Source organism: Echinicola sp. 20G (assembly GCF_015533855.1).
Taxonomy (GTDB): Bacteria; Bacteroidota; Bacteroidia; order Cytophagales; family Cyclobacteriaceae; genus Echinicola.
This window is the reverse complement of record NZ_AP024154.1, coordinates 397,757-421,519: the sequence shown is the minus strand read 5'-3', so window position 1 is coordinate 421,519 and position 23,763 is coordinate 397,757. Positions and strand designations below refer to the sequence as shown.

General features: G+C 32.9%; 30 protein-coding genes. 23 read left to right on the top strand and 7 right to left on the bottom strand.

Going from position 1 to position 23,763, the window contains the following annotated elements; all coding sequences use genetic code 11:
* Positions 1–17: 17 nt before the first annotated feature.
* From JL001_RS02030 to JL001_RS02020, 3 genes are read right to left on the bottom strand one after another with little or no spacing between them, the layout of a single operon-like run.
* A complete protein-coding gene (locus tag JL001_RS02030; protein WP_200974457.1) occupies positions 18–221 on the bottom strand; it encodes a hypothetical protein in 204 nt (67 codons plus the stop codon).
* A 6-nt stretch (positions 222–227) separates the two neighbouring features.
* Positions 228–527 carry a hypothetical protein gene (locus JL001_RS02025; RefSeq protein ID WP_200974456.1) on the bottom strand — a complete coding sequence of 100 codons (300 nt, stop codon included), beginning with the start codon at positions 525–527 and terminating at the stop codon, positions 228–230.
* 45 nt (positions 528–572) lie between these two features.
* Positions 573–929, bottom strand: a complete 357-nt coding sequence (locus JL001_RS02020) for a hypothetical protein (protein ID WP_200974455.1) — start codon at positions 927–929, stop codon at positions 573–575.
* A 280-nt stretch (positions 930–1,209) separates the two neighbouring features.
* Between JL001_RS02020 and JL001_RS02015 the strand changes: the two genes are divergently transcribed.
* Positions 1,210–1,602, top strand: coding sequence for a helix-turn-helix domain-containing protein (locus JL001_RS02015; RefSeq protein WP_200974454.1), 393 nt, complete (start codon positions 1,210–1,212; stop codon positions 1,600–1,602).
* Positions 1,603–1,691: 89 nt separating this feature from the next.
* Positions 1,692–3,164 (top strand): protein kinase, encoded by a 1,473-nt coding sequence (locus JL001_RS02010; RefSeq protein ID WP_200974453.1) that lies wholly within the window; start codon positions 1,692–1,694, stop codon positions 3,162–3,164.
* Positions 3,165–3,171: 7 nt separating this feature from the next.
* Here the strand turns inward: JL001_RS02010 and JL001_RS02005 are convergent, their stop codons facing one another.
* The 3 genes from JL001_RS02005 to JL001_RS01995 are packed head-to-tail and all read right to left on the bottom strand — an operon-like array spanning position 3,172 to position 6,788.
* Positions 3,172–4,773, bottom strand: a complete 1,602-nt coding sequence (locus JL001_RS02005; protein ID WP_200974452.1) for a hypothetical protein — start codon at positions 4,771–4,773, stop codon at positions 3,172–3,174.
* Between the two features lie 10 nt (positions 4,774–4,783).
* Positions 4,784–6,391 carry a hypothetical protein gene (locus JL001_RS02000; protein WP_200974451.1) on the bottom strand — a complete coding sequence of 536 codons (1,608 nt, stop codon included), beginning with the start codon at positions 6,389–6,391 and terminating at the stop codon, positions 4,784–4,786.
* Between the two features lie 16 nt (positions 6,392–6,407).
* Positions 6,408–6,788 (bottom strand): HNH endonuclease, encoded by a 381-nt coding sequence (locus JL001_RS01995; RefSeq protein ID WP_200974450.1) that lies wholly within the window; start codon positions 6,786–6,788, stop codon positions 6,408–6,410.
* 66 nt (positions 6,789–6,854) lie between these two features.
* Here JL001_RS01995 and JL001_RS01990 point away from each other — a divergent pair, with 66 nt between their 5' ends.
* Positions 6,855–7,322, top strand: a complete 468-nt coding sequence (locus tag JL001_RS01990) for a hypothetical protein (RefSeq protein ID WP_200974449.1) — start codon at positions 6,855–6,857, stop codon at positions 7,320–7,322.
* Between the two features lie 27 nt (positions 7,323–7,349).
* On the opposite strand, the gene JL001_RS01985 is transcribed toward JL001_RS01990, so the two are convergent.
* Positions 7,350–9,146 carry a hypothetical protein gene (locus JL001_RS01985; RefSeq protein WP_200974448.1) on the bottom strand — a complete coding sequence of 599 codons (1,797 nt, stop codon included), beginning with the start codon at positions 9,144–9,146 and terminating at the stop codon, positions 7,350–7,352.
* A 669-nt stretch (positions 9,147–9,815) separates the two neighbouring features.
* Between JL001_RS01985 and JL001_RS01980 the strand changes: the two genes are divergently transcribed.
* The 20 genes from JL001_RS01980 to JL001_RS01885 all read left to right on the top strand — a co-directional run bounded on the left by JL001_RS01980 (position 9,816) and on the right by JL001_RS01885 (position 23,684).
* The gene (locus JL001_RS01980) at positions 9,816–10,253 is read left to right on the top strand and encodes a hypothetical protein (protein ID WP_200974447.1); all 438 of its coding nucleotides are present in this window, start codon (positions 9,816–9,818) and stop codon (positions 10,251–10,253) included.
* Complete coding sequence (locus JL001_RS01975; RefSeq protein WP_200974446.1) at positions 10,246–10,659, top strand: hypothetical protein; 414 nt, start codon at positions 10,246–10,248, stop codon at positions 10,657–10,659. Before JL001_RS01980 ends, JL001_RS01975 begins: the two co-directional genes overlap by 8 nt.
* A gap of 150 nt (positions 10,660–10,809) precedes the next feature.
* On the top strand, positions 10,810–11,286 hold the full coding sequence (locus JL001_RS01970; protein ID WP_200974445.1) for a YraN family protein: 477 nt from the start codon (positions 10,810–10,812) through the stop codon (positions 11,284–11,286).
* Between the two features lie 204 nt (positions 11,287–11,490).
* Positions 11,491–13,125 (top strand): hypothetical protein, encoded by a 1,635-nt coding sequence (locus JL001_RS01965; RefSeq protein ID WP_200974444.1) that lies wholly within the window; start codon positions 11,491–11,493, stop codon positions 13,123–13,125.
* A gap of 59 nt (positions 13,126–13,184) precedes the next feature.
* Entirely contained in the window at positions 13,185–13,703 is a 519-nt protein-coding gene (locus JL001_RS01960; RefSeq protein ID WP_200974443.1) for an RNA polymerase sigma factor, read from the top strand.
* A 228-nt stretch (positions 13,704–13,931) separates the two neighbouring features.
* A complete protein-coding gene (locus JL001_RS01955) occupies positions 13,932–14,420 on the top strand; it encodes a phage terminase small subunit P27 family (protein WP_200974442.1) in 489 nt (162 codons plus the stop codon).
* Between the two features lie 20 nt (positions 14,421–14,440).
* The gene (locus tag JL001_RS01950) at positions 14,441–16,048 is read left to right on the top strand and encodes a terminase large subunit (protein WP_200974441.1); all 1,608 of its coding nucleotides are present in this window, start codon (positions 14,441–14,443) and stop codon (positions 16,046–16,048) included.
* A 162-nt stretch (positions 16,049–16,210) separates the two neighbouring features.
* Positions 16,211–16,558 carry a phage holin family protein gene (locus JL001_RS01945; RefSeq protein ID WP_236252676.1) on the top strand — a complete coding sequence of 116 codons (348 nt, stop codon included), beginning with the start codon at positions 16,211–16,213 and terminating at the stop codon, positions 16,556–16,558.
* 6 nt (positions 16,559–16,564) lie between these two features.
* Positions 16,565–16,942, top strand: a complete 378-nt coding sequence (locus JL001_RS01940; RefSeq protein ID WP_200974439.1) for a D-Ala-D-Ala carboxypeptidase family metallohydrolase — start codon at positions 16,565–16,567, stop codon at positions 16,940–16,942.
* A gap of 3 nt (positions 16,943–16,945) precedes the next feature.
* On the top strand, positions 16,946–18,154 hold the full coding sequence (locus tag JL001_RS01935) for a phage portal protein (protein ID WP_200974438.1): 1,209 nt from the start codon (positions 16,946–16,948) through the stop codon (positions 18,152–18,154).
* Positions 18,155–18,165: 11 nt separating this feature from the next.
* On the top strand, positions 18,166–18,753 hold the full coding sequence (locus JL001_RS01930; protein ID WP_200974437.1) for an HK97 family phage prohead protease: 588 nt from the start codon (positions 18,166–18,168) through the stop codon (positions 18,751–18,753).
* A gap of 59 nt (positions 18,754–18,812) precedes the next feature.
* On the top strand, positions 18,813–20,060 hold the full coding sequence (locus JL001_RS01925) for a phage major capsid protein (RefSeq protein ID WP_200974436.1): 1,248 nt from the start codon (positions 18,813–18,815) through the stop codon (positions 20,058–20,060).
* Positions 20,061–20,152: 92 nt separating this feature from the next.
* On the top strand, positions 20,153–20,341 hold the full coding sequence (locus tag JL001_RS01920) for a hypothetical protein (RefSeq protein WP_200974435.1): 189 nt from the start codon (positions 20,153–20,155) through the stop codon (positions 20,339–20,341).
* 13 nt (positions 20,342–20,354) lie between these two features.
* On the top strand, positions 20,355–20,900 hold the full coding sequence (locus tag JL001_RS01915; protein ID WP_200974434.1) for a head-tail connector protein: 546 nt from the start codon (positions 20,355–20,357) through the stop codon (positions 20,898–20,900).
* The gene (locus tag JL001_RS01910) at positions 20,897–21,220 is read left to right on the top strand and encodes a phage head closure protein (RefSeq protein ID WP_200974433.1); all 324 of its coding nucleotides are present in this window, start codon (positions 20,897–20,899) and stop codon (positions 21,218–21,220) included. Before JL001_RS01915 ends, JL001_RS01910 begins: the two co-directional genes overlap by 4 nt.
* Entirely contained in the window at positions 21,220–21,681 is a 462-nt protein-coding gene (locus tag JL001_RS01905; RefSeq protein ID WP_200974432.1) for an HK97-gp10 family putative phage morphogenesis protein, read from the top strand. The genes JL001_RS01910 and JL001_RS01905 overlap by 1 nt, the downstream gene beginning before the upstream one ends.
* A gap of 1 nt (position 21,682) precedes the next feature.
* Complete coding sequence (locus JL001_RS01900) at positions 21,683–22,081, top strand: hypothetical protein (RefSeq protein ID WP_200974431.1); 399 nt, start codon at positions 21,683–21,685, stop codon at positions 22,079–22,081.
* A gap of 178 nt (positions 22,082–22,259) precedes the next feature.
* Positions 22,260–22,451, top strand: a complete 192-nt coding sequence (locus JL001_RS01895) for a hypothetical protein (RefSeq protein WP_200974430.1) — start codon at positions 22,260–22,262, stop codon at positions 22,449–22,451.
* 25 nt (positions 22,452–22,476) lie between these two features.
* On the top strand, positions 22,477–23,115 hold the full coding sequence (locus JL001_RS01890) for a hypothetical protein (protein WP_200974429.1): 639 nt from the start codon (positions 22,477–22,479) through the stop codon (positions 23,113–23,115).
* 128 nt (positions 23,116–23,243) lie between these two features.
* Entirely contained in the window at positions 23,244–23,684 is a 441-nt protein-coding gene (locus JL001_RS01885; protein WP_200974428.1) for a phage tail tube protein, read from the top strand.
* Positions 23,685–23,763 lie beyond the last annotated feature (79 nt).

Sequence of the window (23,763 nt, the reverse complement as noted above, 5' to 3'; positions counted from 1 at the left end):
ATGACATATATAAAGTTTTATCCAAATAACCAACTTCCAATTGTAATAAGTAACCAAAGACCTATTAAGGCAAACATAATTTGAAAAATTATGTAGCCACATCCTACACTACCCATAACAGCTCCTTGAGCAGCACTTTCACCACGGTTTTCATTGGAGCTTAGGAAGCCAATTATGCCTCCAATCGCTGCCATCGCTAAAATGACCCACAGCCAGTTCATAGATTATCAATTAACGCTATCGATTATTTGAACAATAAGCTTTTTATTTTTGATTAGTTCTTTTTCTAGCTCATTAGCCATTTGATGGTTTACAGGGCTTTTATTGAGCTCCCTTTCGTATTTTGCACATATATCTAAAGATTTACTTAAAAGATTACGCAAAAGAGGATCGTAAATAACTCTTGAATTTGTAATTTGAGGAATATTAGATTCTGGAGTATTATATTGGAAATTATTGTGACGATAGTTATAGCTCTTGATGCTAAAATTTATTTTTCTTACGAATTCATTCAATTGTTCGATCATAGTAATTTGGTTTTTTAATGGTAGACTAACTTGAATAATTGTTTATTAATGTGACATTGGAATTTGATATCTTCTAAAAGTGGCTTCAGCCTTATGACATAAGTCCAAGTCGCTGCAAAGTCTATATGTTCTATTGACCGTTTCATTCCAGTTGTGAATAGCAAATAATTCAGCCATTGCAGTTGTTTCACCTCCTGCAAACATAAAGTAGGTTATTGTGTGGATTCCACTACCAAAATCTGCTTCAGATGGAGCAATTCGCCTGTCAATTGAAATTTGAGATAGCTTTTTGAGGTTGGAAGAACTAAGGACTTTGGATTTTATTTTTTGCACCTTATTGTGTCCGTGCTTATAGGTAAACTTTTCCTTATAATTCTCAAAAATAGTATTGAAAGAGCTCATTAGAAATAGGTTAAGAAGTGAAATAAATATTAAATAATACTCTTCCTATGTAGCTATTAAACAGTTGGTATTCCCTTTAAAAAGGTTCTTGATTACCAAAATAGCAGAAAAATATTATTTATGAGTGTTTTAGGTGAAATTTTATAGTTTGAATATTGGAATTACCTTTTGATAGTATTGCAAAGTTAAAAACTGACTTTGTAGGTATTAGGCTTGTAGTCGTTGTATATTCTCTCAAATAGTTGTTTATTTATATGATTTTGACAGTAAAAATACTTTTATGAACGACTTAGATAACCCCTTTACCATACTTGAAAACAAGACCATAGGCAGAAACCTTTATAAAATGAGGAAGGTGAAAGATGTAAAAGCCTTACAATTAGCTGAGCATATTGGAATTACTGAATCAGCCTACACCAAGTATGAAAGAGGGGAGAGCAAGATATCTATTGACCTTATTCAAAAAGTTTCTGAATATTTAAAGGTTGATCCTTTACAACTGATTGCTCCAAATCAGGGTAATTTCTTCGAGAACGTCAACAATTCTCCAATCAACAGTAATTTCCAAACCTTTAATACGGTTAATGAGAAGCAGAATGAAATGATGCTATCTTTGATGAGCAGTATAGTTGAGATGAATAAGCGGTTGATGGAGTTGTTGGAGAAGAAGTGAGTTGAAATAGAATAGTTTTGTTCTATAGTCTTTTATTAAATAGTATTTAAAGTTTTATGAACAGTTTACTTCAAAGGTTTTCCAAACACTTGAAAAGTAGAAAAAAGAAAGTAGCGTTAGCTATTGGTGAGGTTGAGATAAAGGAAAAGTTGGGACAAGGAGGCAATGGTGTAGTTTATTCTGGTCAGATTTTAGGGGAGACATTAGCATTTAAGTTTTTACTTTCAAATACCTCAGGGGAATCATTAGGAAGAAAGAATCAACGATTTTTAGCGGAGTATTTCAATGTTATGACATTGAGCGATCTTAAAGGGTTGGTGAGGTATGTGGATTATGACATTTATTGTTTTGAAGATGAAGAGGGAGAGGTCGAAATTCCTGTAATTATAATGAAAGAATATGCAGGAGCTTTAGAAAGAAATGATTCTGCTCCAAGTGAAAAGGAATTTATTAGTTTGTTTAATTTTTTAACAAACTCAATTGAACGGCTACATAATCAAGGTATAATTCATAGAGACCTTAAACCTGAAAATATATTAAGAGATGGGGAAGGTTATGTAATAGCAGATTTTGGTATAGCTAGTTTCAATCCAGAAATTTTTAAAGTAAGGGCTGATACTGAAAAAGGAGAAAGGATTGGGAATAGACTGTTTTCAGCCCCTGAACAGGAGATTTCAGGTGTAGAAGGAAGTCCAACAATGGATATTTATTCCATTGGACAAGTACTGCAGTGGTATGCCACAGGGGAAACGCATCGAGGAACAGGAAGAAAAAATATTCCTTACAGATCTGATGAATCAATTATTTATAATCAGGTTATCGAAATTTGTTTATCAAATAATCCAAAAAATAGATTTCAAAATATTAATGAAATAAGGGAATATATTGAAAATAAGAAAGAGAAAGATATTTTTGAATATTTCAGGATTTTTAGTTTTTGCTTGAGGAGCTCATTTCCTAAAAATAATTCTGGTTTATTTCATTCTGATGAATATAAGAAAATTGCTAGATTTTTTGGGAAATTAAAGGAAAAAGAAAAAGAGTTTAGAAACCGCCTTTGGTGGCACGATGGGATGGGTAATATAGATATTACTTTGAATCAAAATAAATCTGGTCAATGGAAAATCAATGACATAGAATATAATATTAAGGAGATTTGGGGATACTACGATAATAGCTTATTTAACGATTTCGTTTTAATTCATTACATTCCATCTGAACCCTTTAATATATATGAAAATGATCCTTATTTTATGATAACAGTGGATGATAAATATGAAATAGAATATTCTGAATTGGAAAATGGTTACGCTGATATTGGAGATGATGTTATTAAACTGTCGAATCATAAAGTAGAAAGAACAGAAAGAATGAGTGAAGAAGGTTATTTTTTCATAGGAACTGAATTTCATTGTGTTTTGTATATTAAAAATGATAGAATAGTTAGTGAATTTATTGATAGGATAACTTTGGATCAAGGTAAAATTGGGAAGGAAGAGTTAATGGAGTTTCAAAAAAGCATTCGAAAAAACAAGCGTCCTGAAGTCTGGTCAAGATTGTAATCTTAACTTATTTATTAAACTTTCTAAAGGCTGCGATCATTTGATATAGTAACAAGCCATAGATTATTTTATATAAGAAATCTATTATGTATATAACAGGGTGGAAAGAATACCCTTTTAACGTTCCTAAAAAACTTACAGGTGATACTGCATAAGGAAGAATAAACATACTATCCCAATAATTGTCGACAGTTTCAGAATAATATAAGTAAGATGTTGTTAAAGCTATGTAAAAAAATATCATTGTTAAAATTGCTCTTCCTGCAATCCACCAATTTGTAATGTGATTATTTGTATATCTGTTTGTCCAAAGAACAAATTTTTCATACCAATAAAGATTATGGTTTTTCCTTTGTTCTTCAAATTCTAGTGCACGGTATTTTTGGACCAAATGAGTATTTGATCTTTGTTCATTATAAACCTTTAAAAACCGTATAAAATCAGATTTATCTAAAAACAGTTCTTTTCCCTTTAGTTCTCCTTTTGGTTGAATTAAAGTGACAGATCGGATAATTGCTGGATCGAAGTCTTTAAAGGACGAAATTAAAACACCTTCCATTGAAGAATCAAAAAAATCAATAAAGCTTACATTATGAAAAAAGGATTTCCTAAAAATAACATTATTAAGTAAACTATTAAAGATTTGAACTCCGCCATTTTCTTCAAAATCTATCCTATTTAATTCCAGTTTTTTTGTAACAATTAGATCGTCAAACTTTAGATGTTTAACTGAAAAGCTATTCAATAAAATCTCATCAAACACTCCTTCTAATAACAAAGAATCAAAGCTAAATTTACCTTGTAATATTAAATTGCTTACATTCTCTAGCTTTAGGTGTTCAATTCTTACCATATGGTTTTTCATCCCCTTTAGGAGGATATCATCTATTTGATTATTTATTAACTTAAGGTGCTTAAGTTTTGATTCAAAAATACTTTGTAAAACTAATTTCTTAAAATTACATTCTTTAATAAATATTGTATCAAAAGATTCAATATTTAAAGTGAAGGTATCATCCGCAAGAGTTGATATGGAATCTAGAATTAAATTAGAAAATGATGTTTTTGTGTATTCAATCCCTCCGACCTTTATGTAACTAATTGTCAGTTCATCACAGCTATTTAAATTAAATTCTAAGGTCTTAATATAAATATTATCAGTGCTATTTATTTCAACACTATCCTTAATTATGCAATTATTGAGATTGATGATATCAACATTCTTATGTAAAAAAATTGAAAGAAATTTAATTTCAATTGAGGAATCAAGATATAAATAAAAATCTTCTAAAGAGTATTCTAAAAGTAAGTAGGAAAATGGCTCGATAATTGAAATTTTTTCAAGAGAAGAATCAATAAATCTTAAATGGTTATTATTTCCTTTAAATGTAGCTTCTCTATTGAAATTACAATTATTTAGATTTATATGCTTATCTGAAAAGTTGAAGGTTATTGAATTCTCAAATTTAACTTTGTCAAACTGAATAGTAGAAACATTTGAATTTAATATTGTTTTGTCAAAACCAGATTTTGTACATATTGTTCCCAAGTATACAAATATTCCAGACTCTTCCTTGAACTCGGAAATATTTAGTAGTTTTATATCCATAACAATTATTCTATTTGTGAAATTTCCTGAAAGCCGCTACCATTTGGAATAGCAATGATCCTATTATGAATTTGTAGAAAATGTCAAAAACATATAGCCAAGTTGGAAATATGCATTCTTCAAGAGAATTTAAATACTTAACAGGGCTAAGGAGAATGACGGAATTTTGTAGGATAATGTCTGGTTTATCAATCTGATTGGTTGAACTTAAATAATAAAACAAGTAGCCTCCATAGCAAACAGCGAAAATTATAATAAGGATTGCGGAATTATACCATTGAGTTGTATGGTTGTTTGTTATTTTGTTAAATATGAGAATTAATTTTTCTCCACAATTTAAATCTGTTCCTTCCTTGAGCATTTGGTTGTATTCCATTGCCCTATATTTTTGATAAAGGTTTAGATTCTTATCTCCATCAACAAGGTTTTTGAAGAAACGTATAAGCTCAACTCTATCAATTTTGCCTTTATCACTATACTCTGATATTGTTTTTGATTTAACGAATTCAAATGAATTAACCTCTAAACCATCGAGTTTTGACTTTTTAAATTCTATAGAATCGTATAGGTGAAAAATAGAAGGATTAAAAGTTACATTGTTTAGAATAGAGTTATATATGATTAACTTTGAGTTCTCTGAATTAACGGTTATGTCTTTAAAGATAAAAGTGGCGGTGGTGCTAAAATCATTAAAGATAAGTTGGTTTATTTGGCATTTAACAAAGGAGCTATTCTTTGTGAATTCATTAGTTAGTTTTACCGTTTTAAAATCAATTTTCTTTAAGTTTATTGAAGTATCAGAATTTATCTCTAACTCGTTAATTCTGATGTTTTTGCTAGCAGGGTTTAAGTAATTGTATTCAAATTTGGTTAGATAAAAATTATCTAATAGAACGACCCTATTAACGTTTACTTCCTCTTTAGCAACCGAATTAACGATAAAGCTTTTAATATTTGTGTTTTTGATATATAACTCCTTTAAATCATCACATTTGAATGAAAAAATGTTAATATCCTTAAAATTGACATCAATAAAACGAATTGAATTCAATAATCCACCTTTATGAGTTAAACTACTCAATGCTGCTGTTTCTAATTTTATTGATTTTAGGGATGAGGATTCGTTAAATATCCTTGATTTAGAATTATTGAAGTTTTGAATTTGTAAACTTGCTACTTTGTTACTTTTAATATAAACATCCTTTACAGTAAAATTCAATAGATTAATTCTTTTGACTATCCATTCCTCGCTGAATTTAAAATCTCTGGTGGAGTCATTAAGGTTTTTAAATATTATAGTTGTCAAATATTCATCTAGTTTTTCAATTCCGTAACTTGTGTCAAAGCTCAAAGTATTATTGTTTCCATCAAAACTTATTTTTCCCAAAGAGAAATTACATTTATTTATATAGATAGTTTTGTCTATTAGGTTAAATTCATTTTTGTTCACAAACTTAACTTCATTAAATACTATATCTCCCTGAAATTTATTCTCAACATCTTTAAAGATAACATTATCACAAACTTTGTGTTTATAATAATAGGTTCGGTGGATTTTATTTCCTGTTTTTATTTCGCTTATCCTAAAATCATTAGCGGTTATCAATGTATTATTCATCTATCAAAAATTAACTTTAAAATGCAAAATTTACGTAAAAGCCATCTACTTTAATAAGTATAATTGATTTTTCTGATTTGCAAATGTATTTCAACCTCCCTTCCCTCATCTCCTCCAAATAGACCTCCAAACTATCAATCCCCCTCTCTAAAGCAGTCTTCTTATTATGGCAATCCCCACATAAGGTTTGGAGATTCCTTTTATCATATTCCATTTCCTTACAAAATCTCCTAGGAATGATATGATCCACATATTCCCCTTCACTGACAATATCATATTGAGCGCATAATTCACAAATAGGATTTTCCTCTATGTACTGCTTTCTGACCTTTCGCCATTTGGAGCCTCTGTAAAAATCGGTGTCATAGCCCCATCCTTTATTGTTCCATTTATTCATATAAAATATATTTAGTTTATGTATTTATTATAAATAGATATATTTGCATCAATAAATAGCACAGTAATGAAAATAGATAAATTCGTTGAAGATTACAGTTTTTTACTTAAAAATAAGGATTACGAAGTCTATGTTTATAATGAAGTCCAAGAGGATGGAAGTATAAAAGGGATGGGGTATGGTACTTACGAGGAAGCTGTTAAATATGCTTTTAGTAAAGGGGTTACAAAACCTAATATTGAGTATTATTCACCTTCTTTAAATGCCATTGGCTTTTTGGAAGTGATGGGAGTCACTTCAAATGAAGTAGCGTTGAAATTTGTAAAGCTATTAAAGCACTTTGGTTATGTGAATTTTGAGGATTTGAAAGATGACCCTAAACGTACGACTTATTCTATGGAGGAAAAGAAGGCAATTTTAAAAGAATGGAAAGTAGTTGAAGATAAAGGAGGGGTTAAGAAAACTGAATTTGCCAGAAAAAAGGGGATAGATTATCAGACTTTCTATAAATGGACAAAAGAAATAGATTATTAATCAGGGCTTATTTCAGCCCTGACCTTTTTAACCTATAACAATTTTTTGTCTATTGACTATATACCCCTTAACTGCTTTTCCATTGATCTTTTTAGTCTGAAATTTGCCATCAAAATAAGCTTCTATATCTGTCCCTTTAGCTGTTTTTTTAATCTTAAGTTCTTTATAAATATAACTGAAGATTGATTTCAATTTATTGGCAGGAACAAAGCAGCCCGATTTCAAAGATGGTTCAAGTTGTAGTCTTTCCATTACTTTAACTTCCAAGGAAGTGTTAAGATCAGTGCTTACCAATTTCCTTTTTATATTGGAAGGCATATAACCTTGTTCTTTCAATCCTTCAAACCCAAGTCTATCTATGGCTTCGTTCAGGAATTGGTATTTGGCAAATGCTCCGTTTATTATATCAATTCTATTAGAATTAAAATGATCATTCCAAACAGCTTTTACTTCCAATGCAACATCTTTAAAAGTGGTTCCTAAATCATCCGTATTAACCACTACCTGTGATTCATCCAAATAATAGTTGTCCAATTTCAAGCCATTCTTTTTATATTCCTCACTCAGACTCACCCTTGTCTTGTACAGGTGGTGGGTGATTTTGAAGTTGTACAAATCAAGCTTTACCCTGTTGGGATCAAACACAAAGAAATTATCTTCTCCCTTATAAAAATAATGGCTATCAGCATCCACATTCATTGGTCTTCTGGCTGCTTGGCTAAGTCCATTATACTCCATTACAAGCTCATTGGCAGCATTAATATTTTGGTTGACCTTATCCCTGTATTCATCATAAGAAAGGCTCTCATCATATCTGGTATGACTGTACAAGTGCCAAATTTCATCAATAAACTTTGTGTCTCTAATCCTTCCTGCTATTTGCTGCAGGCTTGTACTTATATCAACCAGAGTATGGGATTTGCTAGGATCGCTGATAATAATAATCCTGCCTTCCTTGTCATAGAAATCAGCACCTTCAAAAGCAGTGGATGTAATGAACTGGATTTTCTTTGGTTTATCTGTTGTCTTTCCTCTTTTGATAGGTAATCTTGCTTTGTTGCTCTCACTGTAGATTAGCCTAGTGTTCTCCTCTGTAAGGCCACAGCTCTTGATAACCTTCCTAACAAAGTCTAAGCTGTTCACAAAGATGTAGGCATTCCCTTTTAACTCTCCTCTTAAGAATCGCTCCACCATTGTAATAGTGCTTTGGATCACTCCATTCTTAGCCTGTACAGGTCTAATATTTACTTCAGCTACTTCCTCCCATTCGACAACTACTTTCCTTACTCCCTTTAGCTCATCCAATAGAAATTCATCCTCCAAGACTGTAGCAGTCATAAATGTATAGGACTTGAATTTTCTGAATAAGTCCAGGACTCCTTTCACCGCCTTGTCCCTGAAAACATAATTGGTAAATAGCAGGTGATATTCATCTATCAGGAGATTAAATGAAGATACCAAACCTAGTCTATCCAGAATTTCAAATAGCCTTGGTAAACTGTCGTATGTAACCATAATCTTCCTTACAGAATTCTTCCTTATATAGTCCTTGATTTCAGCTGAAGTAGTTCTGTTGGCTCCTCCTTGGACAGACAGGATTGGATAAGGGTAAAGAGCATTGGATTTACTTTGCTCGATCTTATTATCTATTAGTGACCTATAAGGCACACATACTATATAATCTACTTGGTTGGTTAGTGCTATGGTGGTTCCACCTGCTCCAACCTTTCCTTTGTCAAAAATGCAATTAATCGGTAATTGGTTATTTAGTGCATTGCTTAGGTACTTAGTCCCCTTTTTGATGTTTAAAGTGTTGATTTTCATTGTTGTATAAAAAATGCTGATCATTTTGTTTGATGATCTAATGTGCTGGCTTATCTGGTTTGGTGGTTACCTTTTTCATATAAAAAAGTTACCTTTTTAAGATATTGTGATGTAACCTGTTGATATATAGTAGGTAATGAGTTTTCTGAATTACAAGTATATATGATTCGTAAAAAAAGTTACCTTGTTGTTTTAAAAATAGGTGGATAAACCACCTGTTGGGTTAATGATGTAAAGGTAGTGAAAATAAAATTATTAAAAAATATAATTCTGAAAAATTTTAAAATATTTTAAAATTGATATAAAAATAGCCATTATATTTTATGTTATATTGTAAAATATGAAAAATAAAAATAAAAGATTGAAAATATATAAATAATATAATATATAAAATAATAAAAATAATAATAAATATTTTTACATAATAAAATAGGTAATTACCTTTGTAATGTTATCAAGTAAACAACCTACGAAGGCCAAGGGGTTGGGGCGTACTTAAGAATTGGCTATAGACTTTCTTTAGTATTTCCCATTGATGACATTAAAAATCTATTCACATCCTATTCGCTTTTAAAGCCCTGAAAATGGGTTAATGGAAGAGGTATGTCTTAGGTTTTGCCTCCTAGAAGTGCTAGGTGGATTTATCAAAATTTGTTTAAACAATAATATATGAAGTGTTTAATTAAAAAGCCTGTAAAGGCTTCATATAATACAAACTTGTTTGAGTTTGTCGTTCCTTCTAAAGATGGAATATTTCAAGATGGGGAAATTGAAAAATTGGCCTTTATTTTTAGAAACAAGGTGGAAGAGAAATACCTTGAAATTCTAGAAAAGTCAACTGTTAAAGTCACTTCTGATGGTGACAAGCGATTTGTTGAAATTTCATTTCCAGAACCAATAGGCAAAGTCCCTTTTAAAGAAATAAAACTTGATGTGGTAACCAAGAAAGGCTATGGAGTATTGTACGATACTTCTACCAAAGAAGGTTTGGTTTCATTTAGAGGTGAGCCAGTTGAATACATTGGAGTTTGGGAAGATGAGGATGGTACTAATCATACTATATCTGGCGCTGTTTATCAGGTTGAAATAATCAAGGTCAATGGATAAAGTTATTATCCTTGATGTTGATGGGAATAAATTGGGGGAAAAATCCCCCAATGTCCCTTTTCCTGAATATGTTTCAGGTATGACTATAACGGTAGATAGCGAAGAGACTAATAAACTTGATTTTGATGTTTTCCTTACAGATAAGGGGGATCATTTAGAGGTTAAGGTTTTCTTACAATCCTTAAAGGGGTATAATGGAGGTGATAGGGATTATACATTAAATGTAATTCCTAATAAGCAGAAAGGTTATTGCCTCCATTTTGACAATGAAACGACTTTTGAGGAATATTCGCTTTCCAACTTGACTGAAGAATATGAAGGTGGAGGAATTCATTCAATCTTCTTCAAAAGAAAGTTTAGTAAGGGTGGAGATTTGATTAGTTTTCAAAATGACTTAATAGATTGATTTATAAGCTCTCCTGAAGATCAGGGGAGTTTTTTTATTTTAAAATATGTACATACATTAATTGTTTTTGTATTTAAAATTCACTATATTTGTACCAGTTATTTTTAGATGATTTTTACTCATTCACCCACTTTTCAATACTAAATCCAAATGACATTTTATAATACAACAACCTCTTCTCATAGTGGCTTTAAAGCCTATGAGGAGGAGGGAAGAAAGAAGGTTGTAGAGCTTCTACAGAGCCTTAGTTTCAAGCATATTTCAGCTACCATAGATGAATATGATGAGATAGATTTGATTGCTTTTTCAGATAAATACAAGCCTTTAGTGGTTGAGGTAAAAAGCAGAAATGTAAAGATTGATGCTTATCCTGATGTACTGATTGAGAAGTACAAATATGATAACCTGATGAAGTTTGCAGAGCTTGGTTTTATGCCTTTTTATATATGCACTTACTTGGATGGCTTCATAATGATCAATCTTTATAATCAGAAAGATTTGCAGGTTCAGCAATTGCATTTACCTAGCACCACAGTAGATACGAGTTCATTGGCTTATAAGGAGTGCTATTTTCTTACTCCATCACCTAAAGGAATAATTAGAAATGAGACTGTTGATATTGATTAGTTTGTTTTGCTTTACTGTTGCGACCTTCTTTGCTATGACTATTGGAGCTAAGATTTGCTTTTTTATGTTGGGGGTGGGGAGTTTGATTTTAAATACCATACGGCCATATGATTAAGTTAAAAGAGATTTTTAGTTTATCTATTTTTTTATCATAGCGTGTATGTTAAGTTTACGCTCTATTTTTCACAACTATTTAATCACCTTATGGAATATTTTAAATTGGTTTATCGTGATAGTGAGACACAGGTATATGAATTTAACCCACGAGCCAAAATAAGTGAAGTAAATAATTTTATACTGTCTCAATATAATAAGGTAGATGTATTTGAATTTAATAATATAGATTTCCCGAGAGGGTGGTTTTATAAGCGAGACTTTTCAAATAAAACAGTTTATTTTAATTTTTGCTTTATCTCAAGAAGGGAACATTTCAATGGGAAAGGAGGGCGATTTTATTTCGATTCTTTGCACACAACTTCTGAAGATATATTGAATGTTGATCTTTCTCTATCAGGTAATTTAGAAGTTTTATCCATAGATGCTCTTTTCTCACTTGAGAAAAAAGATGGAAGTTTTCCAAATATATCTTTACATTTTAAAAAATTCCAAAGCTCTCAATTGCAATTGGGTAATCTATCTAAAGTAGAGTTGACAATTGAAGATTCCATTATTGAAAATTTTTTCTTCTCAGACACAATCCCTAACTATTTAAGTGAAATTTTAATTAGACGATGTGAATTTAACAAGCTAGATTTTTTGAAGGTTAGGGCTGACAATATTAAGATAGAGGAATCAACAGTGGATTATTTGTTTTTTGAAAATGTCGTTTTAAAATCTAAATCGAAGATTGAAATTTCTAATCCAAAAGAAATTGTGATTTTTGATGTTCAATTTGACACAATAGAGATAGATATAGAAGATTTTGTTTACAAGAGAGGTGAGGTAGAAATGATTAACATTCAGGGGGTTGATTCTAAAATGTTGAGTATTTATAATATGGATATATCTAAAAGAAAATGTGAAATTAATAAGGTAATTATTGAGAATTCCGCCAACGTCACAATTGGAAACTTTAGCATTAAAAATATATTGCTGTCAAATTATATTCTTGGGTCAAACTATATCGTGAATTCTGTTTTGGAAAATGTGCGTTTTGATAGATTTACTTGCCAAGGGTTAATTTCATTTAAAAATATAAGTGTCGAAAAAAACGGATCTATCTTAGAAATAGATAAGTCAATCTTACAAAATGTTGAATTAAGTCCTTCTTTTTTACATTTATTTTCCAATATTAATTTTTCAGAATCATCATTAATAGGTCTTAAGGTTTATAATTTGATAGATATTCCAACTAGGGCAATTTCTTCTCAAGGGAAAGAAGCAGGGACAAATTATCTTAGTTTATACAGGGAGTTAAAGGGAATTTCTCAAGATCATAAAAATCATTATTTGGAACAAAGATTTAAAGCTCTTGAGTATAATGAATTATTAAATGATCAATCCCAAGGCTTGGGAATGATGAACAAGTTTATTCTTTGGGCAAATAAACTATCCAATAATCACGGAACCAAACCACAATATGCTTTAGGGTGGATGCTATTCTTTAGTGTTCAATATATAACATTGCTTTACTTTTATTTCCAGTGGTACAGGGATGATAGCTTTTGGGATTTTATGAATGGTAACTACTCTTATTTTATAAAGCCGTTCTTATTCCTAGACAACATCAAAGATTATAAATTTTGTAATTGGTTGAAAGTTTGGGATTTTGGTTATAAGCTATTGATGGCCTACCTCCTTTACCAATTCATTGCAGCTTTCAGGAAGTTCAATAGATAATATTCAGTTTACTTTTTAGATAATGGTTACAGTTATGATTTTTTTAGGTATGAATATTAATGAATTCAAATATTTACGATTACGTAGAAAGCGTATGCAAAACAATTAAGAACAAAGAAGATTTTGAAGATGTAAGACAAGAGGTTTTATTGATCCTATGTGAGAAGGAGTTGATAGATAAGCCTCTGACAGACCGATTAAAGAACTATATCAAAGGGATAGTTTGGAACTATTCAACCACTTTTTATAAGCAATTTCATTATGGGATTAACTACCTGAGTGAGGAGGAAAGGGAGATTCCTGATTTTGTCCCTGATGAGGTGTATTATATTGAAGACACTCCACTTTTTAAGAGTACATTGAATGAGATCAAGCAGTATGTATTTAAGAATTATTACTTGATTGATAAGAAGCTTACCAGATGGAGAGTGTTTTATTTGGTGATTAAGGGCTACAGCTATAAGGAGATTGCAAAGAGGTTGAGTGTTACCTATCAAACAGCTATTGAGTACAATTATAAATGTATGAAGGAGATAAAGAGTAAGCTTCAGTTGGAGTGTGTGGGGTGCAGGAGTTGATTGGGTTTTACTTATAGGTGTTAGTTTTTTCGTCTTGATTGTTAAGTTATTTTTTGATCCTGTTGGGCTTTGTCTGGCAGGATATTTTTTTTGATTGGATTTTACTTACTGAAAAAGAAGGGTATGGGGCGGTTGAAACTTTTATAAAAATTTTAGTTAACCGTTTAAGCATACCAACATTTACACGCATCCTTATCCCTCTAGGGGTGGGATTTAATTTTTTAGACTATGCCGAGTATTACTTTACCAAGAGAAATAAAAGAAAAGAGGGGTACACTTAGGAAGTGCAGGGAATTGGATGATCCAATGGAGACAGCCAAAGTATCTGAACCCAAAAAGGTCAAAGCTCCTACATTTCTAAATAAATATGGGAAAGCATTCTTTGAATCTTACAGGGACAAGCTTTCTGAATCCTTTGTACTCACAGAAACAGATATTGAAACACTTGAACTTCTATCTGCTGAATATGGGAAGTATGTGGAAGCCCAATATAAGCTGAAGAAAGAAGGTTATGTGGTGAATGGAACCAATAAGAATGGCTCAAGCTATGAAATGGTGAGTCCTTGGGTAAACATTGCCAATAATGCCTTTAAGAACTACAATAGCTTGATGGGTAAGTTTGGATTAAGCCCAAGTGAGAGACAGAAGATAAGTAAAATTAAGAATGAAGAGGTGGATGATTCAGCTTCATTAGATGATTTTTTAAGTGTAAACTGATTCTATTTTTTGATTTATAAATGACTGTTGATTTTACAAAGATCGACAGGAGCAAATATTACTTTGATTCATACACTGCAGACAGGGCAACCAGATTTATAGAAGCTTTTTGTACCCACGTAAAAGGGGATTTAGCAGGTAAACCATACATTTTACAGGATTGGGAGAAAGAGATTATCCAGAATCTATTTGGTTGGAAGTCCAAGGAAACCAAGCTAAGGAAATACAGGGAAGCTTTCATTTTCCTACCTAGGAAGAACAGTAAGTCAACTTTGTCTTCTGCTATCAGTCTTTATATGATTTTGGCTGATGGTGAAAAGGGAGGTGAAGGTTACTTTGCCGCTTCTACAAGGGAACAGGCTAGGATTGCTTTTGAGATTATGCAGGGTATGGTAAGGAACAGTAAAGAACTTTCCAAGCACCTTAAACTTTTTAGGAACTCCATTGAATTCACCAAGGACAATTCCTTTTTTAAAGTGGTTAGTGCTGATGCAGGAAGCCTTCACGGTGCCAACCTTTCCTTTGCTCTTGTTGATGAATTACACGCCCATAAGGATAGTGAATTATATGATGTTTTAAAGACCTCAATGGGAGCAAGGTCACAACCCTTACTTGTAAGTATTACCACTGCAGGGAGCAATAAAAACCATATATGCTATGACCTATACGATTACAGCAAGAAGATAATAAACGGAATTATTGAGGATGAAACTTTCCTGCCAGTGATTTTTGAGGCAGATGAAAATGATGATCCTTTTAGTATTGAAACTGCTAAGAAAGCCAATCCAAGCTTTGGTAAATCCATCAAAGAAGAATACCTGATTGAGCAGATCAATAAGGCCAAAGCCATTCCAACCTATTTAAACACATACAGACAATTACACCTTAATATATGGGTGGATTCTGTAGAAGCTTGGATAAGTAATTTGGATTGGATGGGAGGCCAAATTGATTATGGAGAAGAGGATTTGTTGGGGATGGATTGTTGGGCAGGGTTGGACTTGTCCAATAACAAAGACCTAAATGCTTTTGTGTTGGTCTTTCCACAGGACAACGGCAAATTCAAAACATTGAGTTATACTTTCCTTCCATATGAAGCTGCTAAAAGAAAGGACAATATAGCTGCAGGTAAAGCCTTTATTGGATGGGCAAAGAACAAGAACAACCACCTTTATCTTACAGAGCTGAGAAGCAGGGATGATGATTACATATTTGAAAAGATATTGGAGCTATCAGAGAAATTCAATATCCAGAATATAGCCTATGATAGATGGGGAGCTGATCAACTGGTTACCAAGTTGGAGATAGAAGGATTGAAATTCACAGCTTTTGGACAAGGCTATAAATCTATGTCTCCTGCCATTAAAAAGACTGAATCCTTGATAATGGAAAAGAACCTTCTTCACAATAACAATCCAATTTTAAAGTGGTGTATTTCCAATGTTAAGATTGTAAAGGATGATGCAGGGAATGTGAAGATGAGCAAGGAAAAATCCAAAGAGAAAATTGATAATGCAGTGTCTTTGGTGATGGCTGTAGGCCAATTTTTCATTGATAAGAATGAAGAGCTTTTGGAGGAAGAGTACAACAAAAGCCCCTATAATGAGGGTGGATTCTTCTTTGTCTGAATTGACTGTTTTTTACTTAAAGTCAATTGATTTAAGACCTTTATTTTTTGAGATATGTTTTTTGGATTTAACGGTATAGGCGAGTTATTACACTGCCTGTTTAAGAATATAACCACCAATTTCATACTGAAATACATTGTTCCCTTAATAGTTGGGATTGATGTGATTTTTCAATTTTTGTTTCAGTCCGTTGGTGGAATTTACTTTTTGATTGTGCTATATGTGATTGATTTTTTAAGTGGAGTGGCCAAGGCTATTTATAAGAAGGAACTGGTTTCAAAGAAGTTTCCAAGGTTCCTTTTTACAATGCTTGCAGCTTTGATGATACTGAGCATTCTAAAGTTTGCAGGGATGTATGTAATAGTGTTTTACCCTTTGTACAGCATTTTTTACGGGGTGTTTACAGGCCAACAAATCATAAGCATAGCAGAGAACCTTACAGAATTAAAGCTATTGCCATTGTCCCTTCTAAATAAACTGAAAAGAAGGTTTGGTGATAGGTTCAAATGATTTTTTATGAAGTTGACCAAGAATTTTTCATTGGATGAATTCAAATCCAAGGATGGTGTAGCTTTTCCAATTTGTGTTACAAACAACCTTAAAGAACTGGCAGAAAGCCTTCAGGTTTTAAGGGATGAGTTGGGTAAGCCCATTTATATAAACAGTGGCTACAGAAGCCCAGACCATAACAAAGCCATTGGAGGAGCTAAGAACAGCTACCATTTAAAGGGTATGGCTGCTGATATAAAGGTTGGTGGGATAACTCCCCAGGGATTATTGGAAACTGTACTGAGACTAAAAGATGAAGGGAAGATAAAAGTAGGCGGTTTAGGAGTGTATGACAGCTTTTTGCACTTCGATATTAGACCTGATTTTTTAATTTTTAAGAAGTGATAAATGGGATATTTTGAAAGTATTTTTAACAGAAGAGTAGCTATAACCCCTGCTATCCTAAGCATTGAAGATATTAATAATAATAGTGTGGTTGATGCCAATACAGCTTTAACCATAAGTACTTTTTATCAGGGAGTAAACAGCATTGCAAATACCATAGCTTCATTGCCTTTTAAGGTTTATAAGGATAAGGAGGTACAGAAGAAAAGCAACATCCATTTTTTGATAAAAGAGAAGAGCAACAGTTACCAAACAGCTTATGAGTTCTTCAATACAATGCTCCTGATTATGCATTTAAAAGGAAATGCATTTGCTAGGATTGTAAGGGATGGCAAAGGTGATATTGAAAGCTTGGTAATTGTCAACTTCTCCTTTGTGGAACCAATTATTTTTAATGATAAGCTGTTTTTCAAGTTTGATGATGGGGATAGTATAGCCAATGAAGACCTGATACATTTTAAGAATATCGGTACAGGCTTTTTGGGGATAGATCCCATTTCCAATTTCAGGAGAAACATTGAAATCAACCTGAATGCAGCCAATTATACCAATGGAGTTTACACAGGAGAAGCAAGTTCAATTAAAGGTTCAATAACCTATGACAAGCCTTTAAATGACAGGCAAAGGGATAGGTTAAGGAATGAGCTGAGCAATAATTTCAGTGGTAGGAATGGTAAGAAGGTTATCTTTTTAGAGGATGGGATGAAACTGGAAAACATTAACCTTAGTCCTGAACAAACACAATTTTTAGAGAGCAGACAATTTGAGAAAGGGGAAATAGCCAGTATGCTCAATGTTCCTCCTTTTGTGGTAGGGGATTACTCAACCAGTTATAGCAATGTGGAGATTCAGAACCTTCACTATTACAAACAGACCCTTTTACCAATCATTACCAAGATAGAAGCAGAGCTTAAACACAAGCTGTTTACCAAGCAGGAAATATTGGATGGTTTCTATGTAAAGGCAAATGTTGAAGCGGTACTAAGAGGAGACAGCCAGAGCAGGGCTGAGTATTACAAAGAGCTTTTCTATTTAAATGCGATAACTCCACAGGAGATAAGGGAGAAGGAAGATTTACCAGTGGAATACAATGGTCAAGGCTATATCCATTCCAACCTAATCCCAAGTGAATTGAGCAAGGATTTCTGGACAGGAAAGATTACAAAGGATGAGGCCAAAACCAATTTGGACAATTCAAAAGCAGAGGAATAATTTTTTAAGCTATGAATAAAGAAATAAGAACTTTTAGTGATATAGAATTTAGGGCTACGGAGGAAGAAGATAAGAAATACATTTCTGGTTATGCCCTTAAGTTCAATACAAGGAGCAAGGATTTGGGAGGCTTCTATGAAACCATTAGCAGGGAAGCCATTAATGAACAAACAGATTTAAGTGATGTGGTGGCTCTTTTCAACCACAATCAAAACTATGTATTGGCCAGAAAGAATGATAGTGTAAACACTTTGGAGCTTAGGGTTGATGAGGTTGGTTTGTTTTATCGGTTTGAGATAGATGAGGAAATCAGTTATCAGAAAGACTTATACAGGAACATCCAAAAAGGCAATATATCCAAATCTAGTTTTGCTTTTAGAATTGCAGAAGATGGAGAGGAATGGGAAAAGAGAGATGGGATGTATGTAAGAACCATTACAGCCTTTAAAGGGATTTATGATGTAAGCCCTGTTACCAATCCTGCCTATTCAGATACCAGTGTTAGAAACTTAGATGAGGTCAAAGAGAAGCTTGGGAAAAAGGGCTTCAATTATGAATATCTGATTAAGTACAACCAACTAAGAAACAATCTTCTTTAGTTGATCACTTTTTACTTAACAGCATAAGATTTTTTGGACTTAAATTTTTTGAAATACATATGAAACGAAGTGTTGAGCTGAGGAAGCAGTTGGCAGAACTGGACAAGGAAATTAAAGGCTTGTTGGATTCTGCCAAACAAGAAAACAGAGATTTTTCAAACGAAGAGAAAGAAACTTTTGATGCAAAATTCAAGGAAGCAGAAAACCTTAGAGAGGATATTGCCAGAGCAGAAAAAGCAGAAGAATTTGAAGCTAGACAAGCTTCTGAATTTGGTGCTAAAGCTCCTACAATCCAAACAAGGTCAAAAGAAAAATATTCCATTATTGGCCATATCAACGCTGTTAGAAGCGGTAAAATTGATGGGGTTTTTCAGGAAGCCCAGAGCCAAGGGGAAAAGGAATTAAGAGATTCAGGTGTTAGTGTCAATGCCAATGCAGTTTATATACCTGCAAATTATGTAAGGGATTTTAGTGTAACCGGTGATTCAGGTGCTAAAGGTGGAAACCTTGTAGAAACCAAGAAAGGTGGAATCATTGAATCATTATTTGAAGGCTCTTTACTTTCTAAAGTAGGAGCAGGTAGAATGTTGGGATTGGTTTCTAATATCGACCTTCCTAAAGGAGGTAGTGTTACTTCCAGTTGGGTTACAGAAAACCAAGCTGTAAGTGCTACTGATCACAACATTGGAAACATAGAGCTTAGACCAAATCGATTGGCAACTAGAATGAATGTTTCTAACCAATTGTTTATCCAATCTTCTGAATCTGTAGATACCTATTTGAGAAACGAGATTGAAAAGAGTATTCAGAAAGCTTTGGATGAGAAGTTTATTTCTAATCTTTTGGCTTCTTCTGATGTGCAAGCAATTGTAAACGGTACTGATGGTGCTGCTTTGGATTATGCTAAAGTAATGGAATTCATCACTAAGGTTGGTAAAACTGAAGCTGATGTGGCTGCTGCTAAATTCCTGATCAATTGGGACACTTATGGAGCTTTGAAAGCCCTTAAGAAAGTTGATTCCAATGAAAGATTTGTTTTGGATGGAGATGTGATTGAAGGTTTTGATTATGTTGTTTCCAATAGAGTACCTTCAGATTTAACCAAAGGTACTGGAACTGATCTTTCTGCAATGGCTTTCGGTGATTTCACCAATACGATTGTAGCAGGTTGGGGAGCAGTTGAGATTTTAGTTGACCCATATACCAGTGCAGGAAGCGGCCAAACTATTATGAATGTAGGTTCTTATTGGGATATTAAGAACAAGTATGATGAAGGTATTGCGCTTTCTAAAGATATAGTAGCCTAGATTATCTGAGAAATGAAGATGATTAAAAAGGGATGGTTTAGGCTGTCCCTTTTTTCATTTAATCGAATTGAGAACTTTTTAAACTGAATATTATGAAAATCAAAATCATCAAGCCACTAAAAGGAAGTGGTTATTTTTCAGGAGATCAGATTACCATTGATCCAAAGCAGTTGGAGGCCATTAAAAAGTATAATCTGATTGAGGTTTTAGAAACAGCTTCAATAGAAATGAAGACCGAAAAGGCCATAGTTAAAAGAGGTAGAAAGCCTAAGAAACAATAATCCATTTTTTGATATGATAGCTAAGCTAGTGAAGAAATCCAATCAGTCCATTGTGACTTTGGAAGAGGCCAAAGAGCATTTGAAGATATTACACGCCTATGAAGATCTGTATTTAAACAGCTTGCTTTATGTGGTTACTGATACCTTGGAAAATGAGCTTGAAAAGGATTTGGTAGATACCGAGTATGTCTTTGCCATTTTTGACCAAGTAGAAGAAGGAGAGCAAATAATGTTTCCTAATTCTCCAATTGTGGAGGTGAAGGAAGTTTTGGTTTATAATGATAGCACTCTAATTGAAAGTGGGGTTGCTTATACCTCTACAGATGAATACATCACTTTTTCAGCCCTTCCAGAGACATACACAAGAATAGAAATAAATTATAAAAAGGGCTATGAATCTGTAGATGATATTCCTACAGCTATCAAACAGGCTGCTTTATTGACCCTTACAGACCTTTATTTACATAGGGGAAGTATTGTTGTTGGTAAGACTGTAATCCATCTTCAAAAGACAGTTGATAGGCTTTTACAACCCTATAGGAAAGTGAGGTTCATATGATACAGTTGGAGGACTTAAGACATAGGATTGCTGTTTACAACTATGTAGAAACCAAGGATTCATTTGGTCAAATAACCAAACAGAAAACCCATTATATGGATTTTTGGGCTTCAAAATATGAATGGCAGAACAGGGAGAAGTATGAAAACAGCCAATTAATAGAAAGTGATATTGCAGTTTTCAGAATTTACTTTGATGAGAATATTGATACTTCCTATCTGATTGAATTTGAGGGCAGGGAATACAATATCAAAGGAGTAAAGGAATTGGGTTATAGGGATGGGCTTGAGATTACAGCCCAATTTAAAAACAATAGGTGATGGCAACATTTACACTTCAAATGGACAGTAGGGAATTATTGAGGAAGCTTAAAAAGCTCAATGCAGGTGTAGAAGATAAGGTGGTTAAAAAAGCAGTGAGGAAAGGAGCCAATCTTATAAAAAGAGAAGCAAAAAAGAATACCCCTGTTGATACTGGATTGATGAAATCCAAAGTCAAGGTAAAAGCAGCAAGAGGTAGGTATTTTAAAGGCTTTACATTATTGGTTAAGGTAGAAAGTCCAGCCCATCATTTGATTGAATTGGGTACTGAGGATAGGGAACCTACTAAGCACAAGTTTTTAAAGTTTGAAGGAGCCAATGGGCAAATGATCTATGCCAAAAAGGTAAAAGGAGTAAAGGCAGAGCCATTTTTAGGAGAAGCTTATGAATCTAATAAAGATGATGCAATCAGGGCTTTTAATGATGAGTTGAAAAGGTTTATTCAGGCAAACGGTTTATAAAATGACAGTAGAAGAAATAATATATCAGGTGCTTTCAGCATCTACAGAATTACAGGCCATCTTTGGGGAGAATGTCTTTCCTTTGGTTGGCTCGAGTGGTAAGAAATTGCCTGTTTTGCTTTATGAGGTGAAACAAGTTGAGGTTGATCATACCAAGGTTTCTAAATCTCTAAAAGATGGCTATTTGCTTAAATTGAATGTGTTTTCGGAGAATTATAAGGAGGTGGTTGATTCAGTTACCATTTTAAAGGAATTATTGGATTATAAGACCTTTACCGATGAAGAAGATAATGTGGTGATTGATTTGGTGAGGTTTGAAAGCTTTTCAGATGAGTTTGAGGAGAATAGTGAATTATACCATAGGGGAGTGAATTTTACCCTGCTACTTTTTTCTAACTGAAAAATGTAGTAAATATTTACAGTGTGTTGATTGTGAGTTGTTTGAAAGTTTTTAAAATCTATTTATATATGCAGAATCAAAAAATGTAGCATTTTAAAGATAGCTCATTTTGGTTTTGTAATAATTTTCGGTTTTTACCATCATATTTAGTTTTCTCATATATTTAAGTCTTATCATTATGAAGTTTATCTCAGTTACTCGTACATCATCCAAAAATAAAGTTAGAGTAAATATTGCAAGCATTACATATTATTCATCAAACAATAAAGGGGGAACATCAATACATTTTGAAAAAGAAAGTTCTATTTCAGTTGATGAAAATCCTGATAAAATTGATGATCTATTGAAAAAGTTTGAGGCATTTGGTTAATTAGTGAAATATTGAACTTAACCCGATGGATCAACTTATAGCTCAATTACAGAGATTAGAGCCAGTTTTTAATTTTATTGGTTTTTTGGCAATTCTTTTTGGAGTTTGGAGGGCTTCGAAATACTTCAGTGATCATATTCGAATTGCGGAGTATAACAGAAATGAGGTCTATATTACAGAATGCCTGAGAATAATTGAAGAGCTAAACCAAATGATTTGGAGTACATATTATAATATCCAAATTACCTACAATGGGAATTTATCTAATGCATTACAAAAACATCTCCAGTTATCTGGAAGTAAAGCTTCTTTATTTATTACATTGGCTCATAACTTGGACTTTTTTGATTTTAACCAAGCTAATCATTTATTAAGCCAATTTAATGTAAATGCAAATCTAGCTTTTGAGAATAAACCACCTGATGAGTTTAAAGAAATGGTTAACAAATATAGAAGCAGGTTCGATTGTTATAAATTCATCTATAAAAATCAGAAAAAAATAAAAGAAAATTTACTGGATGATTCTCAAAATGGTACTTACTTATCAGCCTCTAAAATCATACAGTCTATTCCTGCTAATTCAAAAGAATTTGAGGTTGAGATTAATCACATTATATATCCAGTAAGGAAATCACTTAATTCTAAATTAAGGAGCTATTTATAAAAATGTGAGGTAACTTTTTTTGAAATGAAATTACTTATATAGGGCGTTCGTAAAAAAAGTTACCTTTTCGGATTGATTCATTTTTACTTACTGGCAGTAAGATTTTTTGACTTTTAATTTTTTGATATATGAATACTGCAGACAGTAATAAAGTGCTGATTAAGCTAAAGGATGCCTCAGATGGTGTTGGTAGTGTAGAAGTGTTGGCAGGGCAAACCAGTGCCAATTTGGAGATTCAGAGAGAAATGAGGGAATATACCAGTAAGACCACAGTGGATGGCAATGGTGTGCCTGTAAGAAGATATACCCCAACAAGGGTGACTTCCACTATTTCATTGGAATCCCTATATGATCCTTCTGGAACCCTTACCCAAGATGATCTAATGGAAATGTGCTATGATGGGATTTTGGTTGAGTTTGTTTTGGGAAATGATGTTTCAGGAAGCAAGGTTGCCAAAGGTGAAGGTTATCTGAGTTCAGCCAGTGGTTCTTATTCTATGGATGAAACAGCCAGTGCATCTTTTACAATTCAAGTGGATGGAGGCATTACATTTGAGACTGTAGCTTAAGCATTAGAACAGATATTATTTAAAGGGGTAATCATTCAGTGGTTACCCTTTTGCTTTTTATGGATTGACCATTTTTTAC